Below are 26027 nucleotides of genomic sequence, written 5' to 3'. Positions count from 1 at the left end.
TGCGCGGGCTCCGATCGCTCGGCAAAGCGCTTGGGCGCCACCATGAACGGGCTGCACCAAGGCGCGCGTAGGGAAGCCGACGCCGAATCGACTACAATCTCGCCTTCGCCCGAAAAATTCCCCTCACTGTCTGTCAGGAACCCGCTGGTGTCTCAAGCTGCCCCCGACCCCCAAGCCGGAACTGGCCGTGCCGAAACTGGCCGTGCCGAAACTGTCATCCACGCCGAATCCGCCGCTGCGCCCACGTCTGCGCCCGCGAAAAAGCGCAGCAAGCGCGAACGCCGCGCCGAGAAGCGCGCTGCCATGGAAGCGTCGGTTGCTCATGCCCCGATTCTGGAAATCGAGTCCCTCGACATGGAGGCGCGTGGCGTAGGACGCACCGTCACCGAAACGGGCGAACCCGGCAAAGTGATCTTCGTCGAGGGCGCGTTGCCGGGCGAGCGCGTCACCTATTTGAGCTACCGCAAGAAGCCGACCTTCGAGCAGGCCCAGGTCGTGAGCGTGCTGCGCGAGAGCGCGATCCGCACGCGGCCCCAGTGCCAGTTCTTCGGCACCTGCGGAGGCTGTTCGATGCAGCATCTGGACGTGCGCGCCCAGATCGCCGTCAAGCAGCGCGTGCTCGAAGACAATCTCATGCATCTCTCGAAGGTGCGCGCGGAAACGATGTTCCGGCCGATTCACGGGCCGTCGTGGGGCTATCGCTATCGTGCGCGTCTGACCGTGCGCAATGTGCCGAAGAAGGGCGGCGTGCTGGTGGGCTTCCACGAACGCAAGAGCAGTTATGTCGCCGACATGACGAGTTGCGAGGTGCTACCGCCCAACGTGTCGGCCATGCTCGTGCCGCTGCGCCTGTTGGTCGAGGCGCTGTCGATTTGCGATCGCATGCCGCAGATCGAGCTCGCCGTCGGGTCGAGCGTGACGGCGCTCGTGCTGCGCATTCTCGAGCCGCTCACCGCCGCCGACGAGGAGCTCCTGCGCGCTTTCGCCGACGAGCACAACGTGCAGTTCTGGCTACAGCCCAAGGGCCCGGACACGGTGTTTCCGTTTTATCCGCTCGACAAGGCGCTTGACTACACGCTGCCCGAGTTCGATATCCGCATGCCGTTCAAGCCGACGGATTTCACCCAGGTCAATCACCAGATCAACCGCGTGCTCGTTGGCCGCGCGCTGCGCCTGCTCGCGCCCGAGGCGGGCGACCGCGTGCTCGACCTGTTCTGCGGCATCGGCAACTTCACGCTGCCGCTCGCGCGTCTCGCGCGCGAGGTGGTGGGCATCGAGGGCAGCGACACGCTGACGGCGCGGGCGCTCGAGAACGCACGCGCCAATGGCGTGGACGGCCATACGTCGTTCGCGTGCCGCAATCTGTTCGAAGTCACTGCCGACGACATGCGCGCGCTCGGTGCCTTCGACAAGTTCCTGATCGATCCGCCGCGCGAAGGCGCCCTTGCGGTGTCGCAGGCGCTGGCCGAGATCGCACAGAGCGGGGAAGGTCCGTTGCCCAGGCGTATCGTCTATGTGTCGTGCAGTCCGGCAACGCTCGCGCGCGACGCGGGCGTGCTCGTGAACGAAGCCGGCTATCGGCTCAAGGGTGCAGGCGTGGTCAACATGTTCCCGCACACGTCGCACGTCGAGTCGATCGCGCTGTTCGAGCGCGATTGAGCGAAGACGGCAAGCGCGGCGCGCGCTTGCCCCGGCCGCTCGACGGCTGGGCAAAAAAATCGCCACGGATCTCCGTGGCGATTTTTTTATCGGGTCGATTGTGCAGAAGCGGCGATTACCAGATCTGCCACCATGCCTTCTCGTCCTTGCCGGCGCGCGCGTGGCCCGTGATGTACGGGCTGTCCGGGAACGTGGCGGCGAGCACGCGGCGGGTATCTTCGGCGAGCTGCGGCTCGTTGAGCTTCTGATACGAGAGGACCATGATGTGCAGCGCGTCTTCGATTGCCGGCGCGCTCTTGTAGTCCTGAATCGCAAGCTGCGCGCGGTTGATTGCCGCCACATAGGCGCCGCGGCGGTAGTAGTAGTCGGCCGCATGCACTTCGTGCGAAGCGAGTGCGTTCACGATATAGCGCATGCGCTGCGCTGCGTCCGGCGCGTACTTGCTCTGCGGGAACTTGTCCACGACGACCTTGAACGCGTCATACGACTCGCGCAGCGACTTCGGATCGCGCTCGCTCATGTCCTGGCCGGAGAAGCGGCCGAACAGACCCAGATCGTCGTTGAAGTGGATCATGCCCTTCAGATAGTACGCGTAGGCGATGTCCGGATGGTCGGGGTGCAACTGGATGAAACGGTTGATGGCCTGGTCGGCTGCGTCGTTCTCGTTATCCTTCCAGCTGCAGTAGGCGACATTGATTTGCGCCTGCTGGGCGAAGCGGCCGAACGGGTCGCGGCCTTCGAGCTGCTCGAAGTATTTCGCGCACTTGCCCCAGTCGCCGCCGGAGAGCGCGTCCTGGGCCTCCGTATATAATTTGTTGTTGTTCCACGTTGCCGTTTCGTCGGTTTTTTGCGGCAGGCCGTGGCAGGCTGCGACCACGGCGAGCGCGGCGCCGCAGGCGGCAATGCGAATGACGTTGCCGATCTTGCCGAGCGTTTGCGCTCGCGCCGCGCGCATTGCGTTTCGGGCCACTGCATCTTGGGCCAGTTTCGTAATCGTGTTCAAGGCTCGCATTTATCCAGTCCAGCTACAGGTCCACAGGTGACCCAGACTCAATGACCCGTTCAGTTACTCGGGGGGCCGGCGCTCCCGGCGCCCAAAACAGCATCAGCGATTATAGCCTGGGCGATGAGCCCGATGACGCAGCCGCAGGCGAGGCGCTCGATGATGACCTCATTGGCGAGGCGTCCGCCGCTTCTGCCACCGGTGCATCCGGCGCCGCGCCGCGCACGCGCCGCGCCCAGCAAGAGCAGGAAGCCCGTCGCGCCGAGGTGCCCGACGAGCTTGCTGGCGAACGCCTCGACAAGGTGCTCGCCAAGGTTTTTCCCGAATTTTCGCGCAACCGCCTGCAAGGCTGGATCGAGGCACAGCGAGTGCATGTCGACGGCAAGCCCGCCAAGGTGCGCCAGCCGGTGCCGCTTGGCGCGATCATCGAACTCGTGCCGGATCTGCTGCCCGAGCAGCTCGCGTTCACGCCCGAACCGGTGCCGCTCGACGTGATCTACGAAGACGACGCCATCGTCGTCATTAACAAGCCCGCCGGGATCGTGGTGCATCCGGCCGCCGGCAACTGGAGCGGCACGATCCTCAACGGGCTGCTGCATCGCTACGGCGAGGCGGCGGCGGGCCTGCCGCGCGCGGGCATCGTGCACCGGCTCGACAAGGAGACCTCCGGGCTGATGGTGGTCGCGCGCACGCTCGAAGCGCAAACCGACCTCGTGCGCCAGTTGCAGGCGCGCACGGTGAAGCGCCGCTATCTCGCGCTCGTGTGGGGCAACATTCGCGACGAGGGCACGATCGACGCGCCGATCGGCCGCGATCCGCGCGAGCGCACGCGCATGGCGATCGTGGCGGGCGCCTCGGGCAAGCCCGCGCGCACGCACTTCCGGCGCGTCGACAAGACCCTCTGGCATAACCAGCCTGTGAGCGCGATCCATTGCGACCTGGAGACGGGGCGCACGCACCAGATCCGCGTGCATTGCGCGGCCATCGGCCATCCGCTGCTCGGCGACCCTGTGTACGGGCACGCGCGCGGCAAGCGCTCGGTCGCGGCGCTGCCCAACGGCTTCGCACGCCAGGCGCTGCATGCATGGCGTCTCGGCCTGATCCATCCGGTCACGGGCCGCGCGATGCAATGGCGCGCCGAGGTGCCCGACGACATGGACGCGCTGATCGAAGCGCTCGGTTTCGGCCGCGAGGAGGGCGAGGACGAATACGGCTTCGACGACGAGGTCTTCGATAGCGCCTACACCGATGAGGGCTACGTCATCGGCAGCGACGAAGAGGATTACGACGACGAAGACAGCGACGAAGACAGCGACGAAGAAGACGGCGAACACGACGACGAAGGCGAAGAGGACAAGCCCGCATGACGATCTGCCCAGAACTGAGTTCCGCTGATTTGCTGCACCCGGAATGGAAGGTGTCGCCGCGCGTGCGTGCAATCGTGACGACGCGTAACGGTGGTGTGAGCGCGCCGCCGTTTGGCCGCTGGCAGGCGGATGCGGTGTCGTCGGCGCACGCAGCGCACAAAGGCGGTATGGAGCTGCCGTGCGGCCTGAACCTGGGCCGTTCGTCCGGCGACGATCTCGAACACGTCGAGGCCAATCGCGCGCGTCTGCTCGCGTACGCGGGCGTTCCGGCGGCATGGCTGAAACAGATACACGGGCCGGTGGTGGTGGACGCGGCCGTCGCGCTCGCGGCAGCCCGCGCGGGCACGCCGCTCGAAGCCGACGCGAGCGTGACGGACCAGCCCGGCATCGCCTGCACGGTGATGGTCGCCGACTGCATGCCCGTGCTGCTCTGCGACGGCGCGGGCCGGGCAGTCGGCGCGGCGCACGCGGGATGGCGGGGACTTGCCGCCGGCGTCATCGAGAAAACCGCGCAGCGCGTGGCGGAGCTCGCGGGCTGCGCCACCAGCGAGCTGCACGCGTACCTTGGACCGGCAATCGGCCCGAAGGCGTTCGAAGTGGGTGAGGACGTGCGTGCCGCGTTCATGCATCACATGGATGCCATCGGCGGTGCGCAGCGCGATGCGATGAGTGCCGATACGGCCGCGGCGTTCGTGCCGCGCCCCGAACTGCCCGGCAAGTATCTCGCCCACCTCGACCGCCTTGCGCACCTGCGGCTTGCCGAAATCGGCGTGACGCACGTCAGCGGCGGGGGGCTGTGCACCTTCACGAATCGCGAACGGTTCTACTCCTATCGCCGGGAGCCCGTGACCGGACGCATGGCCGCGCTCATCTGGCTCACGCCCTGAGCCGCCGCGTCGCGCCGCCGGGCGCTTCATCAGGCGTTTCATCCGGCGCTTCAAATCCGATGCTTCAAGCACCGGCTTTAAGGCCCGTTCGCCGTGTTTTTGCTGCGCTGCACCGTGGGCGCGAAGCCCGGTGTCTCATGCAATGCGAATCGGCCAGGTGATTCCTGCATTGCACTGCAAGCACTTGCGCGCATGGCGCTTTTTTCTGGACCGTCATGCGCCGTACATTGTGTCCGCCAATTTAAAAATGGCTTACATCGGGAAAACGATAATAAAAAAAATATCGCAGTGCGGCAAAATCGGGCACAAGCATTGACACGCTTTGCAGTGGGGAGCAAGAATGTCCCTCACCTACGGGACAGGACGCGGCAAGGCACACGTTAGCCGTGGGCCGCGCGCGGACCACCTGCCTCTCAACCAGTCCTCCGGGACACATCGGTCAAAAGCAGGCATGACGGCATCTCAACGTTCCAAGACAACCCCGGGTGCGGGCGCTTCAACCGACGGTGCACAGTCTTTCATTCCGAAATTCACACCGGACGCCGCGGGCATGCAACAGATGCTCGATGCGTGGACACAGGCGTGGCGCGGTGCCATGGATGCCGCGCAGCAGTCGGGCGCGCAGCATTGGGGCCAAGCGGCGGGGCAACCCGGCGCATTCTGGCCGGGCGCGGGCAACGGTGCCGCGAATGCTGCGTCGAATCCCGCTCAGGCGGCGTTTAGCGCCGCAATGAATCCTGCCGCGATGCGTTCCGCCTTGGGCGCGTTCGATGCGTTCAAACTGCCCGCAGCCTCGATCGAGCCTTCGCGCCTGCAACACCTGCAGGCCGACTATTCGCGCGAGGCACTCGATCTTTTGCGCGAGGCGTCTGCCGCTTCGCCCAAGTCCCCCGAACTCAAGGACCGCCGCTTCAGCGCGGACGCCTGGAAGGCCACGCCGGCCTATGCGTTCACAGCGGCGTGGTATCTGCTCAACGCGCGTTACCTGCATGAAATGGTCGATGCGATCGACACCGACGCCAAAACGCGCGAGCGCATCCGCTTCGCGGTTCAGCAATGGACGGCGGCCGCGTCTCCCAGCAATTTTCTCGCGCTCAATCCCGAGGCGCAGCACGCGCTGCTCGAGAGCCATGGCGAGAGCCTGCGCCAGGGCGTGATGAATCTGCTCGGCGACATGTCGCGAGGCAAGATCTCGCAAACCGACGAATCGCGCTTCGTGGTGGGCCGCAATCTCGCGAACACCGAAGGCTCGGTGGTGTTCGAGAACGCGCTGTTCCAGCTCATTCAGTACAAGCCGCGCACGGCGACCGTGCGCGAGCGGCCGCTTCTGATCGTGCCGCCGTGCATCAACAAGTACTACATCCTTGACCTGCAACCCGAGAATTCGCTCGTCGCGTACGCGCTGGAGCAGGGCCAGCAGGTATTCCTCGTTTCCTGGCACAACGGCGACGCGTCGACTGTGAATAAGGGCTGGGACGACTACGTCGAGGAGGGCGTGCTGACCGCCATCGAGACGACGCGCAGCATCAGCGGGCGTGAGCAGATCAACACGCTCGGCTTCTGCGTGGGCGGCACGCTGCTCGCCACGGCGCTGGCCGTTGCGGCTGCGCGCGGCGAGCATCCCGTTTCGTCGATGACGCTGCTCACGGCGATGCTCGACTTCTCCGACACGGGCGTGCTCGACGTGTTTATCGACGAGGCGCACGTGCAGATGCGCGAACAGACCATCGGCGGCAAGAACGGCGGCACGCCAGGCCTGATGCGCGGCGTGGAATTCGCGAACACGTTCTCGTTCCTGCGTCCGAACGATCTGGTCTGGAACTATGTCGTCGACAACTATCTGAAGGGCCGCACGCCCGCGGCGTTCGATCTGCTCTACTGGAACAGCGACTCGACCAGCCTGCCGGGCCCGATGTATGCGTGGTATCTGCGCAATACGTATCTCGAGAACAAGCTGCGCGAGCCGGGCGCGCTCACCGTGTGCGGCGAAGAAGTGGACCTCTCGCGCATTGACGTTCCCACCTTCATTTACGGCTCGCGCGAGGACCATATCGTGCCGTGGCGCTCGGCCTATGCCTCGGTGCCGCTGCTTTCCGGGCCGCTCAAATTCGTGCTGGGCGCGTCAGGGCATATCGCCGGCGTGATCAATCCGGCTTCGAAGAACAAGCGCAGCTTCTGGAGTGTCGAAGCCGATGCGAAGCATCTGCCCGACGAGGCCGACGACTGGTTCGCCGAGGCCGAGGAAAAGCCGGGCAGCTGGTGGTCGACCTGGGCCGAGTGGCTCGACCAGTTCGGTGGCAAGAAGGTGAAGCCGCGTGCGCAGGCCGGCTCGGCGGAGTTTCCCGAGATCGAACCCGCGCCTGGGCGCTACGTGCAGCAGCGCGACTGAAGCGGGTCGAGTCGCGGGTCTCATGGGTTCGAAGAGTTTGAACGGGTTCGAAGCGCGCGCCGTGAATCCTGCGGCGATGCGCGGTGAAGGGTTTTTAACGTGACGGGCAGGCGACTTTTGCAACTTCTCGCCACCCGGAGGAACTGAAAATGACTGACATTGTGATCGTTTCGGCCGCACGCACCGCGGTCGGCAAATTCGGCGGCACGCTGGCAAAGATTGCGGCGCCCGATCTGGGCGCACTGGTCATCAAGGCGGCGCTGGAGCGCGCGGGTGTCAAGCCCGAGCAGGTGAGCGACGTGATCATGGGTCAGGTGCTGACCGCGGGTTCGGGCCAGAACGTCGCGCGCCAGGCGTCGATCAAGGCGGGGCTGCCTACGGGCGTGCCCGCGATGACGATCAACAAGGTCTGCGGCTCGGGCCTGAAGGCCGTGATGCTCGCGGCCAACGCGATTCTCGCGGGCGATTCGGAGATCGTCGTGGCCGGCGGCCAGGAAAACATGAGCGCGGCGCCGCACGTGCTGCCGGGCTCGCGCGACGGCTTTCGCATGGGCGACGCGAAGCTCGTCGACACCATGATCGTCGACGGCCTGTGGGACGTCTACAACCAGTACCACATGGGCGTGACGGCGGAAAACGTCGCGAAGGAATACGGCATCACGCGTGAAGAGCAGGATGCGTTCGCGGCGCTGTCGCAGAACAAGGCGGAAGCCGCGCAGAAGGCCGGCCGCTTCGACGCGGAAATCGTGCCGGTGCAGATTCCGCAACGCAAGGGCGACCCGCTGGTATTCAACACCGACGAATTCGTGCGCCACGGCGTGACGGCGGATTCGCTCGCGGGCCTGAAGCCGGCGTTCTCGAAGGAAGGCACGGTGACGGCGGCGAACGCGTCGGGTCTGAACGACGGCGCGGCGGCGGTGGTGGTGATGTCGGCGAAGAAGGCCGAGGCGCTGGGCCTGAAGCCGCTCGCGCGCATCAAGGCCTACGCGTCCGGCGGCGTGGACCCGAAGGTGATGGGCATGGGCCCGGTGCCGGCGTCGAAGCGCTGCCTCGAGCGTGCGGGCTGGTCGGTGAACGATCTCGATCTCATGGAGATCAACGAGGCGTTCGCGGCACAGGCGCTGGCCGTGAACAAGCAGATGGGCTGGGACACGTCGAAGATCAACGTGAACGGCGGAGCGATTGCGATCGGTCACCCGATCGGTGCATCGGGCTGCCGGATTCTGGTGACGCTGCTGCACGAAATGCAGCGCCGCGACGCGAAGCGCGGTCTCGCCTCGCTGTGCATCGGCGGCGGCATGGGCGTGGCGCTCGCGCTCGAGCGTGATTGAGTGCGATTGAGTAGCGATTGAGCAGCCACTGAGCACCGGACACTCGCCGGGCGAATCGTAAGCGGTTCGCCCGGGCGCGGGCAAACAAACGCGCCACTCGACCTGATTCGACGCGATGCTCCCTATGTGCTGGCAGCGCATGGCGGCAGACGCGGTACAGAGAGCAACAAGCAGAGGCGAGGCCGGGGCCGTCGGTTGGCGCTCCGGAAAACGATAATGGAGTGTGGTTTATGTCACAGCGTATTGCGTATGTAACGGGCGGTATGGGCGGCATCGGAACGGGAATCTGCCAGCGCCTCGAGAAGCAGGGCTTCAAGGTGGTCGCGGGCTGCGGCCCGAACTCGCCGCGCCGCGTCAAGTGGCTCGAAGACCAGAAAGCACTGGGCTTCAACTTCGTCGCCTCGGAAGGCAACGTTGGCGACTGGGATTCTACGAAGCTCGCTTTCGACAAGGTCAAGGCCGAAGTCGGCGAGGTCGACGTGCTCGTCAACAACGCCGGCATCACGCGTGACGTGGTGTTCCGCAAGATGACGCGCGAAGACTGGACCGCCGTGATCGACACCAACCTGACGAGCCTCTTCAACGTCACGAAGCAGGTCATCGACGGCATGGTCGAGCGCGGCTTTGGCCGCGTCATCAACATTTCGTCGGTGAACGGTCAGAAGGGCCAGTTCGGGCAAACGAACTACTCGACGGCCAAGGCCGGGATCCACGGCTTCACGATGGCGCTCGCGCAGGAAGTGGCCACCAAGGGCGTGACGGTCAACACCGTTTCGCCGGGCTACATCGGCACGGACATGGTGAAGTCGATCCGTCCCGACGTGCTGGAAAAGATCGTCGCGACCATTCCGGTGCGCCGCCTGGGCGCGCCCGAGGAAATCGCCTCGATCGTCGCGTGGCTCGCCTCGGATGAGTCGGGCTTCTCAACCGGTGCTGACTTCTCGCTGAACGGCGGGTTGCACATGGGCTGATCCCGCGCGCCGCGCGCGTGACAGGGGCGTGCGGCAACGCAGGGATCGACGGCGGTGGCGGGTCTGTTTGCACGCCGGGGCAGGCACCGCTTCCGGGCTGGAAGGCAGCGCAGCGCGCGATGGCATCCGCCGTCGCGCGTTGGCGCTTACAAGGGCGACATATGACGACTACAAAGAAGACCGCCGAACGACTGATCAAAAAATATCCGAACCGTCGGTTGTACGACACGGAGACGAGCACCTACATCACGTTGACGGATGTGAAGCAACTCGTGCTCGATCAGGAGGAATTCAAGGTCATCGACGCGAAGAGCAACGAAGACCTCACGCGCAGCATCCTGCTGCAGATCATTCTCGAAGAGGAGAGCGGCGGCCTGCCGATGTTCTCGTCGTCGATGCTGTCGCAAATCATCCGTTTCTACGGACATGCGATGCAGGGCATGATGGGCACGTACCTGGAAAAAAACATCCAGGCGTTCATCGACATCCAGAACAAGCTTGCCGATCAGTCGAAGAACCTCTACGAAGGCAACGCGATGAACCCCGAGGTCTGGTCGCAGTTCATGAACATGCAGGCGCCGATGATGCAGGGCATGATGACCAGCTACATCGAGCAATCGAAGAACATGTTCGTGCAGATGCAGGAGCAGATGCAGAACCAGGCGAAGAACATGTTCAGCAGCTTTCCGTTCAAGCCCGCGACGCCCGCCTCGCCGGCCGCACCCGCACAAGGCGCGAACGAAGGCGGCAGCGGCGAAGACGAGAAGAAATAACGGCCAGCCTGCGGGGGGCTTACTGTTACGCCCACAATGACCGTTGCCACGGGCGGCCTGGCGCGGTGAACCGCGCGCGCCGCCATATTCGAGGTCCGGGCTCCAGTGGAGCCCGGACAGCATTCAGGCGGTCTTCAGGTCGCGCCCACTCGGTGCTAGCCAGCTAACGCGCGCCGCTCGATACGTCAAACGGGTAAAATGCCGGATTGGCTTGATTTCGCACGGCGCATTCTCCGCCCTGCGCCCCACATCCGGACGTACACGTGAAAAACCCAGTTGAATCAACGACCTCCCGCAATCCTGCACCGCGCGTGGGCATGGTATCCCTCGGCTGCCCGAAGGCCCTTGTCGACTCGGAACAGATCCTTACCCAGCTGCGCGCCGAGGGTTACGAAATCTCAGGATCCTATGACGGTGCCGATCTGGTCGTGGTCAATACCTGCGGGTTCATCGACGAAGCCGTGCAGGAGAGCCTCGACGCCATCGGCGAGGCGCTCAACGAAAACGGCAAGGTAATCGTCACCGGATGTCTGGGTGCGAAGGCCAGTGCGAGCGGCTCGAATCTCATCGAGGAAGTGCATCCCAAGGTGCTGGCCGTGACCGGCCCGCATGCCGTGGGCGAAGTCATGCAGGCGGTGCATAGCCATCTGCCCAAGCCGCACGATCCGTTCGTCGATCTCGTGCCGCCGGCGGGCGTGAAGCTCACGCCGCGCCACTACGCGTATCTCAAGATTTCCGAAGGCTGCAATCACCGCTGCACCTTCTGCATCATTCCGTCGATGCGCGGCGACCTCGTGTCGCGTCCGGTTGCGGAGGTCATGCTCGAAGCGGAGAACCTCTTCAAGTCGGGCGTGAAGGAACTGCTCGTCATTTCGCAGGACACGAGCGCCTATGGCGTCGACGTGAAATACCGCACCGGCTTCTGGAACGGCAAGCCCATCAAGACGCGCATGACCGACCTGGTCGCGGCGCTCGGTGAGCTGGCCGCGCAGTATGGCGCGTGGGTGCGTCTGCACTACGTGTACCCGTACCCGAGCGTGGACGAAGTCATCCCGCTCATGGCGCAAGGCCCGTTCAAGGGCCACGTGCTGCCGTACCTCGACGTGCCGTTCCAGCACGCGCATCCCGAGGTGCTCAAGCGCATGAAGCGTCCCGCGAACGCGGAGAAGGTGATGGAGCGCGTGAAGGCGTGGCGCGAGATGTGCCCGGACCTTACGATCCGCAGCACCTTCATTGCGGGCTTCCCCGGCGAGACCGAAGAGCAGTTCGAGACGCTGCTCGACTTCATCCGTGAAGCCGAGCTCGACCATGTGGGCTGTTTCGCCTACTCGCCGGTCGAAGGCGCGAGCGCCAACGAGCTCGACGGCGCGCTGCCCGACGAAGTGCGCGAAGAACGCCGCGCGCGTTTCATGGAAGTGGCCGAGGAAGTGTCGGCGAAGCGCATCCAGCGCAAGGTCGGCAAGACGCTCAAGGTGCTCATCGACGAGATCAATCCCGACGGCGGCATTGGCCGCACGGCGGCGGATGCGCCCGAGATCGACGGCGTGGTCTATGTCGCGCCCACGACCAAGGCTTCGAAGCGCTACAAGGTTGGCGACTTCGTTTCGGTGAAGATCACCGGCGCCGACGGCCACGATCTGTGGGGCGAGGTCTGATCGAAATGGCACACGCGATGACGCGCGCGACGCCGGAAATCCTCGCCTATGGCGAGGCCATGATCGAATTCAATCAGGCCGAGAAAGGCAAGCCCGAGTATTTGCAGGGCTTCGGTGGCGATACCTCGAATTTCGCCATCGCGGCGGCGCGTCAGGGCGCGCGCACGGGCTTTGTTTCGGCCGTGGGCGACGATCAGTTCGGGCGTCTACTGCTCGACCTGTGGCGCCGTGAAGACGTCGCTACGTCGACGGTGCGTGTCGACCCCAACGCGCCGACCGGCGTGTACTTCGTCTCGCACGGCCCCAACGGCCATGCCTTCGATTACCTGCGCAAGGGCTCGGCGGCAAGCCGCTACGCGCCGGGCGATCTGCCGCTCGACACGCTGGCTGCCGCGCGCGTGCTGCATCTGTCCGGCATTAGCGTGGCGATCGGCGACGCCGCCTGCGATGCGGCGTTCGCGGCCATCGAGCATGCGCGCGCGAATGGCGTGCAGGTGAGCTTCGATACGAACCTGCGCCTGAAGCTCTGGCCGCTTGCGCGCGCGCGGGCGGTCATGACCGAGGTGCTGCGCGCCACCGACATTTGCCTGCCCAGCTGGGACGACGTCGCGGTGCTGACGGGTCTCGACGACCGCGACGCGATCGTCGACCATCTGCTTTCGCTGGGTTCGCGCATCGTCGCGTTGAAGCTCGGGAAGGCGGGCGCTTACGTGGCGACGCCGCATGAGCGCCGCCTCGTGCCGGGCCACGTCGTCGCGGCCGTCGACGCCACTGGCGCCGGCGACTGCTTTGGCGGTGCGTTTGTCGCCCGGCTCGTGGCCGGCGACGATCCGTTCGCGGCGGCACATTACGCGAATGCGGCCGCGGCACTGTCGACACAAGGCTATGGCGCCGTTGCGCCGATTCCGCGCCGCGAAGAAGTCGAGCGCGTGCTCGCTGCGAAGGACCGCGTCTGATGGAAGTGTCGACTTTGAAGGTCCCGGCCGCTTCGAAGGTTTCGAAAATTTCGAACGTTGGACGACCGTCCGGCGCCGCGTCGCGTGGCCTTGTGTGGCTCGTGGCGGTGGCAGCGATTTCATTGCCACTCCCGGCATGCGCCGTGGGCGGCGACACCGCAAACAGCGCGACAAATGACGCGGCCAACGCGTCGAGCCGCGCGGCGCACTCGTCGCTCAAGCCGAGCCCCGAATTCGTCAGGTTCCCGCAATACGTGGGCACGCTCGGCACGCGGCCGATCGTGATGCGGCTCGGCGCCAAGACCGACGACCCCGACGACAAAACCGGCGTGCACGGCGAGTACCAGTTCACCGATACGGGCGAGGTGATCCTGATCGCGGGCGATCGCACCGGCACCACGCTCGAAGCGGAGGAATCGGACGACGGCTCGCGCATCACGGGCAACTGGGTCGGCACGTTCGCCGCCGACGGCTCGCTCTCCGGCGACCGCATGGAAATCGACGACTCGAATCCGCAGCCGTTCGATTTGAAGCCGCTTGCAGCGGGGGCGTCGGCGCCCGCGGTGAGCGGGGCACACGCGGCCGGTGCGGCCACGACGGCCGCTCCCACCGCCACCACCGCGCAAGGCGGCAAGGCCGTGAACGGCGTCGGCAATCTCGTGACCGGCGAATAACGCGCGCCGTACGGCGCGCTCCGCACTCGAGCGTGGGCGCCGCCTCCGATGTCTACATGTGTACCCCGCGCCAGAGCGCGGGCGTTGTGCCATCGCGGTGATTCGTCCTGGCGCAGGTGTTAATCTTTTGCATGCGACGCGCGTCGCGGCTCCCGTTTTGCTTCGTTGTCGGCCTCGTCCAGTGGAGCGCCGCGCCACCTAACCTTCAGTGCTTTTACCGCCTGCCACCGACATGAAGAAATCCAAATCCAGCCACGCATTGCAGACGCGCATCGTTCGTCCCGAAGAAGAGATCACGCCCGGTTTCGAGTCGTTTGCCGCGCCCGTCACGCGCGCCTCGACCGTCGTGTTCCCCGATCTCAACGCGGTGCGCTCGCTCGACTGGCGCAACGACGCGCAATGGCGCTACGGCCTGCACGCCACGCCTACGTCCGCGATGCTCATGCAGCGCCTGGCCGCCATCGAGGGCGGCGAGCATGCGCTGTTGCAGCCGTCGGGTCTCTCGGCCATCTCGAACGTGTACTTCGGTCTCCTGAAGGCTGGCGACGACGTGCTGATTCCCGACAACGTCTATTCACCGAACCGCGATCACGGCGACTGGCTCGCACGCGATTTCGGCCTGACGGCGCGCTATTACGATCCGATGATCGGCGCGGGCATCGCGGAGCTGATCCGCCCCGAAACGAAGCTGATCTGGCTGGAAGCGCCCGGCTCGGTGACGATGGAGGTGCCCGACGTGCGCGCGATTACCGCGGCCGCACGCGCGCGCAACGTCGTTACGGCGATCGACAACACGTGGTCGGCGGGTCTCGCGTTCAAGCCGTTCGAGCATGGCATCGACATCTCGGTGCAGGCGCTCACGAAGTATCAATCGGGCGGCAGCGACGTGCTGATGGGCGCAACGATCACGCAGGACCGCGACTTGTATCTGAAGCTCAAGGCAGCGCGCATGCGGCTTGGCATCGGCGTCTCGTCGGACGACTGCTCGTTCGTTCTGCGCGGGCTGCCGAGCATGAAGGCGCGCTTCGAGACGCACGACCGCACGGCGTTCGCGCTCGCGACGTGGCTGAAGGCGCGCAGCGAGATCGCGGCGATGCTGCATCCCGCATTCGCCGATTGTCCGGGCCATGAGTTCTACGAGCGCGATTTCACGGGTGCGGGCGGCCTGTTCTCGGTGGTGTTCGACGAACGCTACAGCCCCGCGCAGATCGACACGTTCTGCGAGTCGCTCGAGCTGTTCTCGCTCGGCTGGAGCTGGGGTGGGGCGCATAGCCTCGCGATGCCCTACGACATCGCGTCGATGCGCACCGCGGCGGCCTGGCCACATCGCGGGACGTTGGTGCGTTTCTATATCGGCCTCGAAGATGAAGCCGATCTGCGTGCCGACCTCGAACGCGCGCTCGCGACGCTGGAAAGCGGTGTTCCGGTGCGGGGCCCGCAAGAATAAAGTCGGCAGGAAGAACGGAACGGCCGCGTCTGTCGCTGGGCGACAGGCGCGGCCGTTGTCGTTTCGGCGCTGCGCGGCACGATATAGCCGGCGCGGAAGATCGCGGACAAGCCGCTCAGAGGAGCCGCAGCAAGGCCGCTCAGAAGAGTCGCAGCAACCCGTCGAGTCCGACGAAGTTGAACGCGACGCTGGCCGCCTCGCGTACCACGGGCTTCGCGCGGAAGGCCACCGAGAGACCCGCCTCGGCCATCATCTTCAGGTCGTTCGAGCCGTCGCCCATCGCAATCGCGCGGCGCGGCTCGACGCCGATCTGCGCGCAGGTTTCGACGAGCACGCGCGCCTTCACATCCGCATTGACGATCTCGCCCACGACGCGGCCAGTGAGCTTGCCGTCGACGATCTCCAGCGTGTTTGCGCGCGTGAAATCGAGGCCGAGGCGCGCCTTCAGCCGCTCGGTGAAGAACGTGAAGCCGCCCGAGACGAGCAGCGTCTTCATGCCCGCGGCCTTCGCACCGGCGAGCATGTTTTCGGCGCCGGGCGAGAGTTGCAGGCGCTCTTCGTAGACGCGCTCCAGCGCGCTCGCATCGAGCCCCTTGAGCAGCGCCACGCGGCGCGTGAGGCTTTCGTTGAAGTCCTTGATCTCGCCGCGCATCGACGCCTCGGTGATCGCCGCGACTTCGGCCTTCAGGCCGCAGAAGTCGGCAATTTCGTCGACGCATTCGATCGTGATGAGCGTCGAGTCCATGTCCATGGCGAGCAGTCCGAAGCCGGCGAGCGTGCGGCCCGGCTCGACGAACGCATAGTCGAGCTGATGCGTTCCGCAATAGACCTCGAGGTCGGCGCGCTGCGCGGGCGCGGCGTCTTCGATGCGGATCGCGTGCGCGTCGATCGGCACGAGGCGGCTGCCGCGCGCGAGTGCGAGCAGCGGCTTGTGGTGGACGGCTTGCAGCGGAGCGGGACTCTGGATGACGAGATTCATGACGTGGGCGGCGCTGAAGATCCCGGGATGGCACCCCGGAAACTGGCGGAGGATCGAACGGGTATCGGTAAAAGGGCGCAAAGACCGGTCATTCTGGCCAATGCGCGGCGGCGAAAGGCGAATTGTACCGTTTCGATGTGGGGGCGCGGCCCGCTTCACTGCGGATTCACGGCCTGTTCGCGGCTGGCTCACGGCTTACAGAGACGAAAGCTGCCATTTTGGGCACAATGAACGCACGTGCGGCGCCCGGCGGGGGACGGCCGCCGCGTGCCGTCAACCGTACGTGTCCCGACTCGCGTCGCGCGATGCGTCGCATGCGCCCAGTGAGGGCGCAAGGGGAACCGGTATGCAGGACGCTAGCAATGCTCACACAGGCACCGCCCGAACGCCGACCGGCGCGCGGGCCGAGGCTACGGACGCTGCGGTGCAAACCGCGTCCAGCGCGTCCGCCCAGCGCGCGCCGCGCGCCTCCACACCCCGGGCGCCCCGATCTCCTCGCGCCTCTTTGGGCCGCCATGGCACCACCGGCGAAGTCGCCGGCATACGCATCACCAGCGCGCGCCGCGTCATCGACGTGGACAGCGGCACTCGCAAGCTCGACCTCGTGCGCTATTACGCGCGCGCCGCGCCCTGGCTGCTGCCACACTTGCGCGATCGTCCCGTTTCGCTCGTGCGCGCGCCGCAAGGCCTCGACGGCGAACTTTTCTTCCAGCGCCACAGCGCGCGCTCGCCGATTCCCGAGGTCACGCAGCACGAAGGTCTCGATCCCGGCCATCTGCCGATTCTCACTATCGACTCGCTCGAAGCGCTCGTGCACGTCGTGCAGATGGACGCGATCGAGTTGCACACCTGGAATGCCGTTACCGCCGATATCGAAGCGCCCGACCGCGTCGTGCTCGACCTCGATCCCGATCCCGCGCTCGGCTGGGACCGCGTGATCGAGGCCGCGCAGCTCACGCGCATGGTGCTCGCCGATCTCGGCCTCGATGCGTTCTGCAAGACGAGCGGCGGCAAGGGGCTGCATATCGTCGTGCCGCTCGCGCCGCTTGCGCGGTGTGTGCCAGGTACGGCGAGCTGGGACGACGCCAAGGCCTTTGCACGTGCCGTGGCGCAGCGCCTTGCTTCGGGCTGGCCCACGCAGTTCACGGCGACCGCGGGCCCCGAGCATCGCAAGAAAAAGATTTTCGTCGATTATCTGCGCAACGTGCGCGGCGCCAGCACGGCGGTTGCCTATGGTGTGCGCGCGCGGCCCGGCATGGGCATCTCGGTGCCGATCGCGTGGGACGAACTCGCCGATACGACGGGCGGCGCGCAATGGACGCTCGCGAATATCGACGCGCGCCTTGCGCACGTCAAACGCTCGGACCCGTGGGCGAGCTATGCGCAGGTGCGTCAGTCGATCAGCAGCGAGCTGACGTTGCGGCTGGAGGAGGGCGGTGCCCAGACGGGCGCGTGAATGAGCGTGCTCCCCTTATTCACCGGGGCAGTGTGCGGGTGAGCCGGCGACACGTTGCGCATTGCTAACAAAATGCGCGGCCTGGCAAGCCGGATAAAACCTGGTCGGGCCGACGTCATCGTCCGGCGCACGGCTTCGCGCGGCGCGCTAGACTGACAGTAGAAGTTCCGCCACGTGCTGCCCGCACCGCGTCGATCGCGGCCGCGGCAGCTCCCGCCAGGAGGTGACGCATGCCTTGCAGCAGCTCCAGCCGCACTCGCGCGGCGCTCGTTCGTGTTGCCGTTGCCCTGTCTTGCGCGATCGCGCTGCCGGCGCTCGCCTCGACACCGATCAAGGTGACTTCGAAGACTCCGCCCGACGGCCCGATCCGTTACACGGTGAAGGTCACGTCGAAGTTCTACGGCAACTCTCAGGAGACCCGCACGCTGCGTTCGGGCGACACCGACGACTTCACCTGGCGCACCACCCCGCCAGGCGGCGCGGTGCCGGCTGCGCAAAGCTGTCCGGACTACAGCTCGCTGCCGCTCGACGCCAACGGCGCGATGGTGCGTCAGACCCAGTTGCGTCTTGCGCCTATCGTCGCGCAGGACGGCACGGCGAATGTGCAGGTGAGCTTCCGGGCCCAGGCGCCGCGTACCGGCAAGGCTGCGGCGGGCGCGCAGTGCCCCGAGGTGGTCGCGCATAGCGAGGTGCTGCACTTCTCGATGCCGACCAACGGCACCGCCAAGACGCTCAAGCTCAGCGACGGCACACAGTTGAGCATTTCGGCGCAACGTTAGCCGGTTGGGTAACGCTCCGGCTGCGCGATTCGCGCGGTTTGTTTATGCGCGCGCTTTCGCGCGCGCGTCCCGCTCGATGAGCCGCGCGGCCAGAAAGCAATGCTCGGTCGAAAAGAGCCGCCGGTAGGCGAGCACGACGGCACCCACGGTGCCAAGCGCCGACGAAGCCGCAATCAGGAACATGATCACGATCTGATAGCGCACCGCCTGCAGCGGCGACTGTCCCGCGAGCACCTGGCCCGTCATCATGCCGGGCAGGCTCACCACCCCCACCACGGCCATCTGGTTGAGCGTCGGGATCATGCCCGCGCGCACCGCTTCGCGCGCGCTCGCCTGGGCCGCCTCCCAGCGTGTGGCGCCGAGCGCGAGGGCGCTCTCCACGCGGTCGCGCCGGGCGGTGAGTTCCTGCATCATGCGCTCGACGCCGAGCGACACACCGGTGAGCGTATTGCCGAGAATCATGCCGAGGATCGGTATCGCATATTGCGGCTCGTACCACGGCCGGATGCGGATCACGACGAACAGACCCACGGCCGCCACGAGCCACGCGCTGATCCATATCGACATGATACTGTCCACGCGCTGGCCCGTGTAAGTGCGCGCACCGCGCTGCGAGCCCGCGATGCCAGCGATGAGCGTCATCAGCGCCATCAGCGGCAGCACTGCGTACCAGCGGTTGAACGCGAACACCCAGCCAAGCACATAGCCAATCGCGAGCAATTGCACGACGGTGCGCACGGCGGCCCATGCGAGCTTGCGCTCGAGATCGAGCTTGAGCAGCACCGAAACGGCGCCGTTGACGAACACCAGCAGCGCCGCGATGGCGACGTCGCCGATACCGAGATCCTGCAGCACGCCGGGGCTCATCGCAGCGCTCCCATGGCGGTCTGCGCGGGGGCGGACTCGTCGAGCATGCCCGCGCGCATCGTGATGTGGCGCTCACCCACACGTTGCGCCTGCGCGGGATCGTGCGAGACCCAGACGGTCGCGCGTGCGGCCCGCTCGCGTTCGAACCATTGAGCGATCAGCGTTTCGACCGCGCGCGCCGACTCGGGATCGAGCGAGGCGGTGGGCTCGTCGAGCAGCAGCGCCTCGGGATCGAGTTGCAGCACGCGCACGAGCGCCACGATCTGCGCTTCGCCGCCGGAAAGCTCGGCGGACTCGCGCGCGAGGAAGCCGGACCCCCGGCCCGCCGCGTCGAATAGCGCGCGCACGCGCGCGACGTCGAACGTGGCGCCGCGATAGACCGCAAGCGAAAAGGGATAGCGCAGATTGTCCTCCACCGTGCCGTCGATCAGCGCGGGCCGCTGTCGCACATAGGCGATGTGGCGTCGGTAGCGCGGAACCCGTGCATGCGCGATCGGCTGGCCGTGCCAGTGCAGCACGCCGCCGTCGAGCGGATCGAGCAGCGCGAGCGCGCGCAGGAACACGCTCTTGCCCGAGCCGGATGGTCCTGTGAGCACGACGCGTTCCCCGGCGTGCAGCGCGAAATCGGTCGGGTGCAGCAAGACCTGCCCGCGCTGGGCGTCGCGGCGCGTGATGCGCTTTGCTTCGACGAGCGGCGCGGCCGCCGTGTCAACGCCGGAGCGGCTCGAATCGTTCTGATGAGTCATCGGAGAATTGCAAAAAAGTATGCCGCGATGCAGCGCGCGACGTGATGCAGTGCAGCGCAGGTCCTCGCCAGCTGGATAAGCAAGCAGGCACGCAGGCTGCTGCGCTATGGCTGGCGAAACAACAATGCAAAACATGGAGTGCGCATGACGTCACCGCAACCCAGGGCCCACAGCTTCGGCCGCACGCTCGCCAAGATCTTCGCATGGCTCATAGCGGTTGTGGTCGTGCTCGTCGTTGCGCTTGGCGTCTTCATTTATACCTTCGACTGGAATCGCGCCAGACCTTTGGTCAACGAAAAAGTGACGGAAGCCATCGGGCGGCCGTTCGCCATCGTTGGCGACCTCAAGGTGGGCTGGCGCAGACCGCCGAACGAAACGGGCTGGCGCGCCTGGGTGCCGTGGCCGCGCTTCTCGGCGTCGCAGATTGAAGTGGCGAACCCCGACTGGAGCCAGACGCCGCACTTCGCCACGCTCGACGAGATCGATTTCGAGGTGGCCGTGCTGCCGCTGCTCGCGCACGACATCGTGATTCCGGCGATCAATCTCGTGAATCCCTCTGTCGATATCGAACGTCTCGTGGACGGGCGCAACAACTGGACCTTCAAGCTGCCATCGTCGAGCGGGCCTTCCATGTGGAAGCTCACTCTGCACGACATCACGTTTTCCAGCGGCAATATCGCGGTGAACGACCAGCAGACGAAAACCGATGTGAAGATCGTCGTGAGCTTGCTGGGCCGTGGGATTCCGATCGGCAAGGTAATGGAGCAGCAGGAGGCGGCATCGCGCCAAGGCTCCGCGCAGGTGATCGGGCGTGCGGGAGCGAACCGGCTCGCGCAGCAGGCCGAGAAGGCGCGGGCGGCAAGTGCGGCAAGTGCGGCAAGCGCACCCAGCACGGCGAGCGCATCCAGCGCGCCTGCACCCCGCAAGCCGGGCGAACCGTTCTACGCCATCGGCTGGACGATCAAGGGCACGTACAACAAGACGCCGCTCTCGGGCGACGGCAAGCTCGGCGGCGTGCTAGCGCTGCAGGACGCCAGGCGGCCGTTCCCGATCCAGGCCGACGTGCGCGCCGGCGACATGCATATCGCGCTAGTCGGCACGCTCACCGACCCCAGGCATCTCGCCGCCGTCGACCTGCGCCTCTGGCTGCAAGGCCAGAGCATGGCGCATCTGTACAAGCTGACCGGCGTGACGCTGCCCGAGACGCCGCCTTACGCGACCGAAGGGCGCTTCGTCGGGAATTTCCACAGTGGCGCGAGCGTATTTCGGTACGAGAATTTCACGGGCCGCGTGGGCGGTAGCGACCTGAACGGCACGCTCGTGTACGCGCAGCGCCAGCCACGCCCGCTGCTCTCCGGCGAACTTGTGTCGAACCTGTTGCAGTTCTCGGATCTGGCGCCAATCATCGGCGCGGATAGCAAGGCAAGCAAGAAAAAGCGCGGTGACACGGTCAAACAGCCCGCCGACCGCGTGATCCCTGTCGAGCCGTTCAAGACCGACCGCTGGACTTCCATCGACGCCGATGTGAAGTTCACCGGCAAGCGCATCATCAAGAAGGCCAGCCTGCCGATTCAGGACCTCTATACGCACGTGACGCTGACCAACGGCGTGCTCGACTTCGAGCCGCTGCAATTCGGCGTGGCGGGCGGAACGTTTGCCACGCGGCTCTCGCTCGACGGCAGCGGCGCGCCGCTCAAAGCGCGCGGCACCGTTATGGCGCGCCACCTGAAGCTCAAGCAGCTGTTCCCGAATTTCAAGTCGATGCAGTCGGCGCTCGGCGAGATCAACGGCGACGCCTCGCTTTCCGCGACAGGCAACTCGCCGTCGGCGCTTGCCGCGACGTCCAACGGCGAGGTGAAGGCGCTGGTCACGCAGGGCACGATCAGTATGTTGCTGATGGAGGCGGCGGGTCTGAACGTGGCGAACGTGGTCTACGAAAAGCTGTTCGGCACGCGCGACGTGAAGATCAATTGCGCGGCGGCCGATTTCGTGGCGACCAACGGCGTGCTCGATCCGCGCGTGTTCGCGCTCGATACCACCGACGCCGTGATCGACATCGATGGCCCCATCGATCTGCGCGACGAATCGATGGACATGAAAGTGCATCCGCACACCAAGGGTTTCCGGGTGTTCTCGTTGCGCTCGCCGCTCTACGTGAAGGGGACTCTCAAGAATCCGCACGTGGGCGTGAATGCCGCTGCGCTCGCGTTGCGCGGCGGCGCCATGGTGGGGCTCGGGATCGTCAATCCGTTCGCGGCGCTCATCCCGCTGATCGCGCCGAGCAACAACAAGCCGCTGCCGTGCGATCAACTGTTCGCGCAGATTCGCCAGCATCCGGTGGCCCCGCCGCCGGGCCAGAAGATGCGCGCCGTGCCGCTTCCCGCCAGCAGCGCAAAGGCGGTTGCACCGCCCGCGTTACATGAAGCACCGCGCAATTCCGGCAACGGCCAATCCGGCGCCGCTCCGCAACCCGGTCAGCAAAATCTCTATAGGGGCAGTTGACGCCGCTGCACGCACACGATGTGCCGCACGCGAAGGCGCGCGTCATCCGCCGCAGCGTGCGAGCTGACAAAAAGGGCAGGCAGATACAAAGACGCCCGGCGCGTGAAGCGCCGGGCGTCTCTGAGGGATGGTTCAGCGCAACTGCTGACGCGGCGCCGGATCTCCGGTGGCGTCCTGGCGGCGCGCGACGCGGCGCGAGCTGATGCCGGGACGTGCCGCACCGAACTCGGGCAGGATTCGCCCGCGCGCACGGCTTGCGAACACGAGAAAGCCGAAACCGTCGGCTTCGTACCAGTAGCCGCCGTTCTCGAGCCCTTCGATCGGCTGCTCGAGCGCATGCGCGATGGATTCGATGCAGCGTCTGCGCAATTCGCTCGTGCCGGGATAGGGCGGGTGCGCGCCCCGGACACTGCACAACAGCACGTCGAGGCCAGGCAGCACATGTGCGTAGAGCACCGGCTCGTCCTGCGCGCGTGCGCGTGCGATCTTGGTGTCGAGTTGACCGAACGGTTTGAAGTGGCTTAGTACGGCGAGAAATGACTCGTCGCCATCCGCCTTGATGCGTTTACGCTTTTTCGGGAAGGACATAAAAATTCGCCTGAAAAAGGTGGATTGCAAAAAACGCAGCGTTCCCATGCGACCACTCCCGGACTGGTGCGCCGCACGTCGATCCTTCATAGCATACCGATTTGCCGGACTTGCGAGGATTCAGGTCCGCAGGGACCACGTCCAAACCCTCATCGCATCAGGCAAACGCCATGCCGGACCACACGTCGCGCTCATGTAGGTATCCCGGCGCTCTTTCGCTTCTCTTTCACTTATCTCCGGTCTCAATAATAGACCTGCACGCGCACGCGGTGTGACGATTTCTCCGGAAAATACGGGCTTTTCTCACCACGTGGTGCGGGCTGCCACATACGTTGTCATCTCATAATTTACCCTGGATAATGTTTTGGCTCTGCCGCGCGGCCATTTCGCGGCACGCGGGGGGCTGGCCACGGGAGGCCCTGGCGGTGCGCTCCGGCGCGCGAGCGCCCCGCCCGGAGCGACATCGAATCAGACAGACATGAAACTGTTCGCCAAGGGGCTTTTGCTGATCGCGATTCCGAGCGCAATCGAGCTGGCGCTGCTTGGCGTCGTATTCGATACGCAAGGCGAGGCTGCCCAGGCCGCGAAAAGCGCCGAGAACAGCAAGCAGATCCTCTGGCAGGCTTCGAGCCTCGTCCATCCGTTGTTGCGGGAGGCCGCGCGGGTGCGGACTGCGATCGTGCTCGAAGATTCCTCGTTCATCGACCACCGCGCCGTCTGGGCCGAATTCTCCGACCGCATCGCGCTGCTCGCGCATATGGTGAGCGACAACCCTGTACAGTTCGCGCGCATTCAGCGCATCAACGACTACGCGCGGGCGTGGCGCGCGCGCTGCGGCGAGGTGGCGGACGCGCTGCGCGCCGGCCAGACCAGCGGACTTGCGCACGCGGGCGTCGACGGCCTGCCGCCGGAAATCGACGCGGCGCGCCACGAACTGGATGCGTTCATCGCCGGGCAAACGCGACTCGACGACGCGCGCAGTGCCTCGCTGCGCGAGAGCCGCGAGCGGCAGCAGGATGCGCTCATCTTCGCCGTCGTCGGGTCGATGCTGGTCTGGGCCGCCACGGCGATCGTGTTTGCGCGCAACGTGGGTCTGCGCCTTGCCGCGCTGGGCGCCAATGCGCAGCGGCTGAGCGACGGCGTGGCGCTGGCGTCGCCGCTCGCCGGCAACGACGAAATCGCGGCGCTCGACGCAGTGCTCAATCAGACGAGCCAGCGCTTGCGCGAGGCCGAGCACGAGCAGGCGGCGCTCAAACTGCAATTGCAGGAGCGCGCCGCGGACCTCGCCGCTGCGAACGACAATCTGCGCCAGGAGAGCCAGGACAACGAGATGTTTATCTACAGCGTCTCGCACGACCTGCGCTCGCCACTCGTGAATCTGCAAGGCTTTTCGAAGGAGCTGCAGGTTTCGTGTAACGATCTGCGCGAGCAGATCGATTCGGCGAATCTGCCACCCGGAGAGCGCCAGCGCATGGTCGAGGTGCTCGACGGCGATGTCGACGAATCGTTGCAATTCCTGCGCCAGGCCGTGGCGCGCGCGGCGGCCATCATCGACGCACTGTTGCGCATTTCGCGCGCCGGGCGGCTCGAGTATCGCTGGCAGCGTGTGAATGTGGGCCGTATCGTCGAGCGCGCGCTCGCGGGTCTCGCGGAGGGGCTGGCGCAGCAGGCGCACATCGAGGTGCGCGCACTGCCGCCCGCGTGGGGCGACCCGGGGGCGCTCGAGCAGATCTTCGGCAATCTGATCGACAACGCCTTGCGCCACCTCGATCCGGCGCGGCCCGGGCATGTGGAAATCGGTGCGCTGGAACCGGGCCAGGCGGCGGCTTTGTCCTCCGGGCCTGGCGGCGGGGCCGGCACCAACGGCACCAATGGCACCAATGGCACGTCGGATGGCCGCGCAGCGCCGCCCACCGTTGCATACGCAAATATGCGCGAGACCACGTACCTGGCCGGCACACGCACGCGGACCTACTATGTGCGCGACAATGGCACCGGAATTCCGGCTGCGTATTTGCCCAAGCTCTTTCGCGCCTTCCAGCGCCTGCACGGCGGCGATTCGACCGGGCAGGGCACGGGGCTCGCGCTCGCGCGCCGCATCGCGGAACGCCATGGCGGGCGTATCTGGGTCGAGTCGACGGAAGGGGCCGGCTCCACCTTCTTCGTCGCGCTGCCCGACGAACCGCTGCGCGCAGCATGAGCACACAGCCATCGAAAACGCTTGAGTAAATGTCGGAGATCGGCATGAGAGAACGAGCAAATGCGGGAGAGCAGGCGGGAGAGCAGGCGGGCGACGATGCAGGGGCGCCGGCGGATTCGCTAGACCCACTAGATCCGCTACAAAACGCGGTGCACGCCGGGCTGCCGGCCGAGCCTGGAGGGCCGGGGCAGCGCGTGAGCATCGTGCTGATCGAAGACGACGACGGGCATGCCACGCTGGTCGAGCGCAACCTGCGGCGCTCTGGCGTGTCCAATGGCTTTTTGCGTTTTCGCGACGGCCAGGAGGCGCTCGATTACTTCTTTGGCGCGCCGGGTGCCGACACGCTTGCGGCGTCGAATTACCCGTCACGCGAGGAGCTGGCGAATTTCGTTGTGCTGCTCGACCTGCGCATGCCGCGCGTGGACGGCTTCGAGGTGTTGCGGCGGCTAAAGGCCGATCCGGTGACGGCAGCGGTGCCGGTGATCGTGCTCACCACGACCGATGACCCGCGCGAGATCGAGCGCTGTTACGAGCTGGGCTGCAACGTGTACATCACGAAGCCGGTCGAATACGACGCGTTCATCGAGGCGGTGCGGCGGCTCGGTTTTTTCCTCCAGGTCGTCAAGTTGCCGCCGGGGCATCGCTTTGTGCGTCCTTGATGGGCACCTCGGGTACTTCTGCATCGCTGCGCGCGCTGGAGCATGAGCCGCGGCTCGACGACGAACTTGAACGATCAGATATACGGCTTTCGATTCACGCATGACCACCATGACGATATTGATACTGGGCGCGCCAGCG

The 26027-nt window shown here is 65.8% G+C and carries 21 protein-coding genes; 16 read left to right on the top strand and 5 right to left on the bottom strand.

All coding sequences use genetic code 11. The features are described from left to right. Positions 1-216: 216 nt before the first annotated feature. Positions 217-1659 (top strand): 23S rRNA (uracil(1939)-C(5))-methyltransferase RlmD, encoded by a 1443-nt coding sequence (gene rlmD, locus L5014_RS10560; RefSeq protein ID WP_420800054.1) that lies wholly within the window; start codon positions 217-219, stop codon positions 1657-1659. A gap of 115 nt (positions 1660-1774) precedes the next feature. Here the strand turns inward: rlmD and L5014_RS10555 are convergent, their stop codons facing one another. Then, complete coding sequence (locus L5014_RS10555) at positions 1775-2614, bottom strand: outer membrane protein assembly factor BamD (RefSeq protein WP_420800051.1); 840 nt, start codon at positions 2612-2614, stop codon at positions 1775-1777. Positions 2615-2712: 98 nt separating this feature from the next. Here L5014_RS10555 and L5014_RS10550 point away from each other — a divergent pair, with 98 nt between their 5' ends. From L5014_RS10550 to L5014_RS10505, 10 genes are all read left to right on the top strand, one after another. Next, positions 2713-4029: an RluA family pseudouridine synthase gene (locus L5014_RS10550; protein WP_238463570.1), complete on the top strand. Its 1317-nt coding sequence runs from the start codon at positions 2713-2715 to the stop codon at positions 4027-4029. Next, the gene (gene pgeF, locus L5014_RS10545) at positions 4026-4916 is read left to right on the top strand and encodes a peptidoglycan editing factor PgeF (RefSeq protein WP_238463569.1); all 891 of its coding nucleotides are present in this window, start codon (positions 4026-4028) and stop codon (positions 4914-4916) included. Before L5014_RS10550 ends, pgeF begins: the two co-directional genes overlap by 4 nt. A 550-nt stretch (positions 4917-5466) precedes the next feature. Beyond that, positions 5467-7305 (top strand): class I poly(R)-hydroxyalkanoic acid synthase, encoded by a 1839-nt coding sequence (phaC, locus tag L5014_RS10540; RefSeq protein ID WP_420800050.1) that lies wholly within the window; start codon positions 5467-5469, stop codon positions 7303-7305. A 149-nt stretch (positions 7306-7454) separates the two neighbouring features. Next, positions 7455-8636 (top strand): acetyl-CoA C-acetyltransferase, encoded by a 1182-nt coding sequence (locus tag L5014_RS10535; RefSeq protein ID WP_238463567.1) that lies wholly within the window; start codon positions 7455-7457, stop codon positions 8634-8636. A 230-nt stretch (positions 8637-8866) separates the two neighbouring features. Continuing rightward, entirely contained in the window at positions 8867-9607 is a 741-nt protein-coding gene (locus tag L5014_RS10530; protein WP_238463566.1) for a 3-ketoacyl-ACP reductase, read from the top strand. A 161-nt stretch (positions 9608-9768) separates the two neighbouring features. Continuing rightward, positions 9769-10380, top strand: coding sequence for a polyhydroxyalkanoate synthesis repressor PhaR (phaR, locus tag L5014_RS10525; RefSeq protein ID WP_238463565.1), 612 nt, complete (start codon positions 9769-9771; stop codon positions 10378-10380). 317 nt (positions 10381-10697) lie between these two features. After that, on the top strand, positions 10698-12035 hold the full coding sequence (gene rimO / locus L5014_RS10520; protein WP_238463710.1) for a 30S ribosomal protein S12 methylthiotransferase RimO: 1338 nt from the start codon (positions 10698-10700) through the stop codon (positions 12033-12035). Positions 12036-12040: 5 nt separating this feature from the next. After that, complete coding sequence (locus tag L5014_RS10515; protein WP_420800049.1) at positions 12041-12991, top strand: sugar kinase; 951 nt, start codon at positions 12041-12043, stop codon at positions 12989-12991. Beyond that, positions 12991-13665 carry a hypothetical protein gene (locus tag L5014_RS10510; protein WP_238463564.1) on the top strand — a complete coding sequence of 225 codons (675 nt, stop codon included), beginning with the start codon at positions 12991-12993 and terminating at the stop codon, positions 13663-13665. Before L5014_RS10515 ends, L5014_RS10510 begins: the two co-directional genes overlap by 1 nt. A gap of 232 nt (positions 13666-13897) precedes the next feature. Continuing rightward, the gene (locus tag L5014_RS10505; protein ID WP_238463563.1) at positions 13898-15112 is read left to right on the top strand and encodes a cystathionine beta-lyase; all 1215 of its coding nucleotides are present in this window, start codon (positions 13898-13900) and stop codon (positions 15110-15112) included. 139 nt (positions 15113-15251) lie between these two features. On the opposite strand, the gene serB is transcribed toward L5014_RS10505, so the two are convergent. After that, the gene (gene serB / locus L5014_RS10500) at positions 15252-16091 is read right to left on the bottom strand and encodes a phosphoserine phosphatase SerB (RefSeq protein ID WP_238463562.1); all 840 of its coding nucleotides are present in this window, start codon (positions 16089-16091) and stop codon (positions 15252-15254) included. Positions 16092-16596: 505 nt separating this feature from the next. Between serB and ligD the strand changes: the two genes are divergently transcribed. After that, positions 16597-17547, top strand: a complete 951-nt coding sequence (gene ligD, locus L5014_RS10495) for a non-homologous end-joining DNA ligase (RefSeq protein WP_420800048.1) — start codon at positions 16597-16599, stop codon at positions 17545-17547. A 230-nt stretch (positions 17548-17777) separates the two neighbouring features. Next, positions 17778-18326 carry a DUF6013 family protein gene (locus L5014_RS10490; protein WP_238463561.1) on the top strand — a complete coding sequence of 183 codons (549 nt, stop codon included), beginning with the start codon at positions 17778-17780 and terminating at the stop codon, positions 18324-18326. Positions 18327-18368: 42 nt separating this feature from the next. Here L5014_RS10490 and L5014_RS10485 read toward each other — a convergent pair whose 3' ends face one another. Both L5014_RS10485 and L5014_RS10480 read right to left on the bottom strand, forming a co-directional pair. After that, positions 18369-19193, bottom strand: a complete 825-nt coding sequence (locus L5014_RS10485) for an ABC transporter permease (protein ID WP_238463560.1) — start codon at positions 19191-19193, stop codon at positions 18369-18371. After that, positions 19190-19939, bottom strand: a complete 750-nt coding sequence (locus tag L5014_RS10480; RefSeq protein WP_238463559.1) for an ABC transporter ATP-binding protein — start codon at positions 19937-19939, stop codon at positions 19190-19192. The genes L5014_RS10485 and L5014_RS10480 overlap by 4 nt, the downstream gene beginning before the upstream one ends. A 144-nt stretch (positions 19940-20083) precedes the next feature. Here L5014_RS10480 and L5014_RS10475 point away from each other — a divergent pair, with 144 nt between their 5' ends. Then, entirely contained in the window at positions 20084-22441 is a 2358-nt protein-coding gene (locus L5014_RS10475) for an AsmA family protein (protein WP_238463558.1), read from the top strand. A 132-nt stretch (positions 22442-22573) separates the two neighbouring features. Here the strand turns inward: L5014_RS10475 and L5014_RS10470 are convergent, their stop codons facing one another. Next, positions 22574-23077 carry a hypothetical protein gene (locus L5014_RS10470; protein ID WP_238463557.1) on the bottom strand — a complete coding sequence of 168 codons (504 nt, stop codon included), beginning with the start codon at positions 23075-23077 and terminating at the stop codon, positions 22574-22576. A 430-nt stretch (positions 23078-23507) separates the two neighbouring features. Here L5014_RS10470 and L5014_RS10465 point away from each other — a divergent pair, with 430 nt between their 5' ends. Together L5014_RS10465 and L5014_RS10460 are read left to right on the top strand one after the other, a co-directional pair. Further along, positions 23508-25229: a sensor histidine kinase gene (locus L5014_RS10465; protein WP_238463556.1), complete on the top strand. Its 1722-nt coding sequence runs from the start codon at positions 23508-23510 to the stop codon at positions 25227-25229. 161 nt (positions 25230-25390) lie between these two features. Next, entirely contained in the window at positions 25391-25888 is a 498-nt protein-coding gene (locus L5014_RS10460) for a response regulator (protein WP_238463708.1), read from the top strand. Positions 25889-26027: the final 139 nt, after the last annotated feature.

Origin of the sequence: Paraburkholderia tagetis, from assembly GCF_022213065.1 — a bacterium.
In the GTDB taxonomy this organism is placed as follows: domain Bacteria; phylum Pseudomonadota; class Gammaproteobacteria; order Burkholderiales; family Burkholderiaceae; genus Paraburkholderia; species Paraburkholderia tagetis.
The sequence above is the reverse complement of the archived record's forward strand: the minus strand, read 5'-3'. Positions and strand labels throughout refer to the sequence as shown.